2 protein-coding genes are annotated in these 3,782 nt (G+C 69.1%); both read left to right on the top strand.

The features are described 5' to 3' along the window. The coding region (locus tag MJ783_RS14865) for a hypothetical protein (RefSeq protein WP_239311035.1) at positions 1-1,777 on the top strand (1,777 nt) is incomplete at its 5' end. Beyond that, positions 1,774-3,782 (top strand): RAMP superfamily CRISPR-associated protein (locus MJ783_RS14860; protein WP_239311034.1); only part of this gene is annotated, 2,009 nt, incomplete at its 3' end. The genes MJ783_RS14865 and MJ783_RS14860, both read left to right, overlap by 4 nt.

The following is a 3,782-nucleotide window of genomic DNA, read 5'->3' as shown; positions in this document are numbered from 1 at the left end:
AGATGTAGGCGTGGACTGCTATCTCGTGCTGCTTGAAACATCCGGCAACCAGAACTTCATTTTCGACACCAACAAGCGACGGGAGAACGTCGGCGCGTCCCATCTCATCGCGAGTCTCGTCGCCTGGACGGAAGAATCGCTGGAAGGTCTCGTCCGCGGATGGACGAGACGGTCACGGGTCCCGGCACACACCGCCGAACTGGTCACCGCCACCTCCGGCGATGTCAAGGTCCTGTTGACCGACGGAAAAAGGGCGCGGGAGCTGGTCACCCGGGTGACCCGGAAAGCCCTCGAGGTGGCATCGGGGCTCGACGTGTGCGGTGTCGTCATTCCCTTCCAGTGGGACGACGAAGACCCCGATCCGGTGATGGACGCCATCACAACTGCATATGCGACGCTTCCTGAGGTACGTACACGAAGGGCCGGTCCGCAGTCGCGATTTCCACGGCTGCCCATCGTCGACCAGTGCACCTCCAGCGGCCTGCCCGCCGCCTACCTGTACGACGAGACGTCCGGTCGCCGGTCGCCCCGGCGCTCCAGCGCGGCGAGCGCTGAACCGGTGCCGCGGTCACACCCGTCCGCGGCCAAGCTGGAGGCGGCGCGCGATGGATACGACCGGCTGGCAAGGGTGACGGTCGGATGGGTCGATCCCACCGTCACCTGTCGCACCGCACCCTGGGAAAAGCCACCAACGGAGCGGGACAGGCCGGAATCGGCCGCGACGCCGGCCGGCGGCTCCGGCGTGGGTATCAGCCCATGGGAAGCCCGGGACGGCATCGAGGCGGTAGCCGACTACCTGGAGCGCCACGCCGAGTGGGTCGCGGTTGTCCACGCCGACGTCAACGGCCTCGGTGCGGTGCTCCGGAATCTCACCACTCGGCAGGCTGTCGAAGGCTGTCGTGGGTACGTCGACCTCCTCGCCGTCTACTCCGAACGCATCGACCGCGCGGCACATGAGGCCTTCCGTGCGGCGCTCGACGAGCTCCGGTGCTATCCAGGGATAAAAAAAGTCAGGAGACCGGGCGCATCCGAAAGCTTCTTCCCGGTCCTGCCGCTCATTCTCGGCGGAGACGACCTCACGGTCGTGTGCGACGGACCTGCGGCGTTACCCTTCACGGCCGCCTTCCTGCAGGCATTCGAAAACCGGACGGCAGCTTTGTTGCACCCTAAGGAAAAGCAGCTCACGGCGGCGGCCGGCGTCGCCGTCGTCAAGCAGCACTACCCGTTCTCCTCGGCGTATCAGCTCGCCGACGATCTCACGGATGAGGCCAAACGCGTGAAGGTCAAGGCCGTCGGCGCCAGCGCGCTGTCCTTTCACGTCCTGTACGACAGCGCCGCGACCGGACTGGACAATCTGCGGGCACGCACGACGTTGCCCGGAGGCGACCGGCTCGTTGCTCAGCCGTACGTCGTTACCGGAAATGACAATGCCGGCTGGGCTGACGGTCGCCGCTGGTCGGATCTGCTGGCCCGGGTCACCGCGCTGCGGGGGACCGTCGATCCCACCGACGGCGACAGCGATCGCGGACGGGCTCTCCCACGCAGCCAGACCCACACCCTGCGTGCCGGGCTGTTCCTCGGCCGCGACACCGCAGACGGTCGCTTCCAACTGCTGCGCAACCGCTACGGCCGCAGCGGCTTGTCTGCGCTGGCCGCCAACAGTGAACGTTGGTCGCTGTTCTGGGAGGAAGGCGGCGTTCACATCACAGGTCTGCTCGATGCGATGGACGCCGAGGAGTTCATCGGTGACCGCGACGAGACGGCGGCAAGCCGGTGACCGCGCACGAGACCACTCCTCCCGCACCAGCCGCGGCGCAGGAACAGCCGGCGGTCTCCTCGTCGATATCGACGCAGCCGCCGCCGCAGATGTCAGGTCCTGCACCGCTTCCCACCGGTACTCCCCTGTCCTACCGGCTTGTGTTCACCTCCGACTGGCATCCGGGTACCGGAACAGGACGTCCCGGCGACGTCGACCACCTGGTCAACCGTGACGCCGACGACCTGCCGTATCTGCCGGCGAAGACCGTCACCGGTGTGTGGCGTGACGCCTGCGAGATTGTCGCCCGCGCCCTTGACGGCAGCAGTGACACAGGACCGTGGCAGGGCTGGGTGAGGTTCGCCTTCGGTAGCCAGCCGGCTCTTTCCGGTAGCCCGACAACGACCCGAGGCACGGGACGGGACGCCGCCGGAGCAGCGGGCGGGAAGGCGCCCTCCCCGCCCGCCAGCACGGCGCCGCCGGTAGCCGCGGCGGTGTCGATTCGGGCGGCCCGCTACTGCGATGGCGTGCGCGCGGTGCTGGCCCGCGACTCGTTCGTGCGCGAGGCCGTCACCTTCGTCAAACCGGGTGTGCGCGTCGACCCGCACACCGGTCGCGCCACGCCCGGAATGTTGCGGTTCTCCGAGCAGGCCCGGGTCGGGTCAGTCCTGCACGGCACGTTCGAGATCACCGGCGCCGCCTCGCCGGGCGGCCTGGCGTCCGCGGCACCGCTGGACGAAAACGCCCGGCGCTGCGTCACGGCGCTGTTGCTCGCCGGCAGCAGGCTCGTCGAACAGATCGGGGGTAAACGGCGCCGTGGTAACGGACGGTGCACACTGGAACTCCCGTCGATCATCGATCCGACACCGTGGTGGGACTGGCTGGAAACCGCCTCTCCCCCGCCGCCACCAGCCGTCGATGCCGCGCCCCCCGCGGTCACATCCGCGGTCACATCCGCGGTCACATCCGCGGTCACATCCCCGGTCACGCCAACTCCGTGGCCTCACGCGACCCCGGTGCCCGGCTGGGAGATTGCGCGACTGAGCATCACCTTGGACGACCCGCTCCTGGCCGGCGGGCGTCAGCTCGGCAACCAGGTGATGGGCCGCGACCACATCCCCGGGTCCACCCTGCTGCCCGGCGTGCTGCGACGCCTCGGACCGGCAGGCCAGGCCGCGCTCCTCGCCGGCCACCTGGTGGTGACAGACGCGACCGTGGACGTCGCAGGCGAACGCGGACTACCCGTGCCACGCACGTTCGGTGCGGTGAAGACCGAACCGGGTCGGATCATCAACCGTGCCAACACCGACGCGCGCACGCTGGAGACCCGCAAGATCGACGGGTACGTCGCCACCACCCGTCCGCTTCGGCGGGTCCGGCCGACACTGTCGGTCCACACGCACAACAGCGTGAGCGACACGATGCAACGGCCGACGACCGACGAGGGCGGCGGTGTGTACACCTACCGTGCGCTGGCGACCAAGCGACCGCTGGTCGCTGAGATACGGGTACGTGCGGGCCTGCTGCCCGCCGGATGGGCCGAGGACCTGTCGGGTTCATGGGTGCTGGGACGCTCTCGCAAGGACGACTACGGCCGGGCAACGGTCAGCGCGACGCCCGTGTCACCGCCTGCGCCGCGGGCGCGGCTTGTCGACGCCCGCCGCATCGTCGTCTGGCTGGTCAGTGACATGATTCTGCTGGACGAACGGCTGCGCGCGTCCAGCGATCCGGCGTTGCTGCGAGAAGCGCTCACCCGGGAGCTGCGCCTGCCCGCCACGGCGCTGAAACAGGTCGGCTCGGCGGACGGTCGCCGGAGCCATACGTTCGCGGTGACACGCACCGAGTCATGGCACACCCGCTGGTGTCGGCCGCGTCCGACTCTGCTCGGCCTGGCCGCCGGCAGCATTGTGAGCTACGACCTCACGGCGGGTGACGGCAGTGGCGGTACCACTCCGCGGCTGGATCCGACGCTGGTCGCCGAGCTGGAGACCGGGGGTCTCGGGGAACGGCGCGGCGAAGGACTCGG

Origin of the sequence: Protofrankia sp. Cj3, assembly GCF_917627355.1 — a bacterium.
Taxonomy (GTDB): Bacteria; Actinomycetota; Actinomycetes; order Frankiales; family Frankiaceae; genus Protofrankia.
Note: the sequence above shows the minus strand (reverse complement) of the source record. Positions and strands in the feature narration are given on the sequence as shown.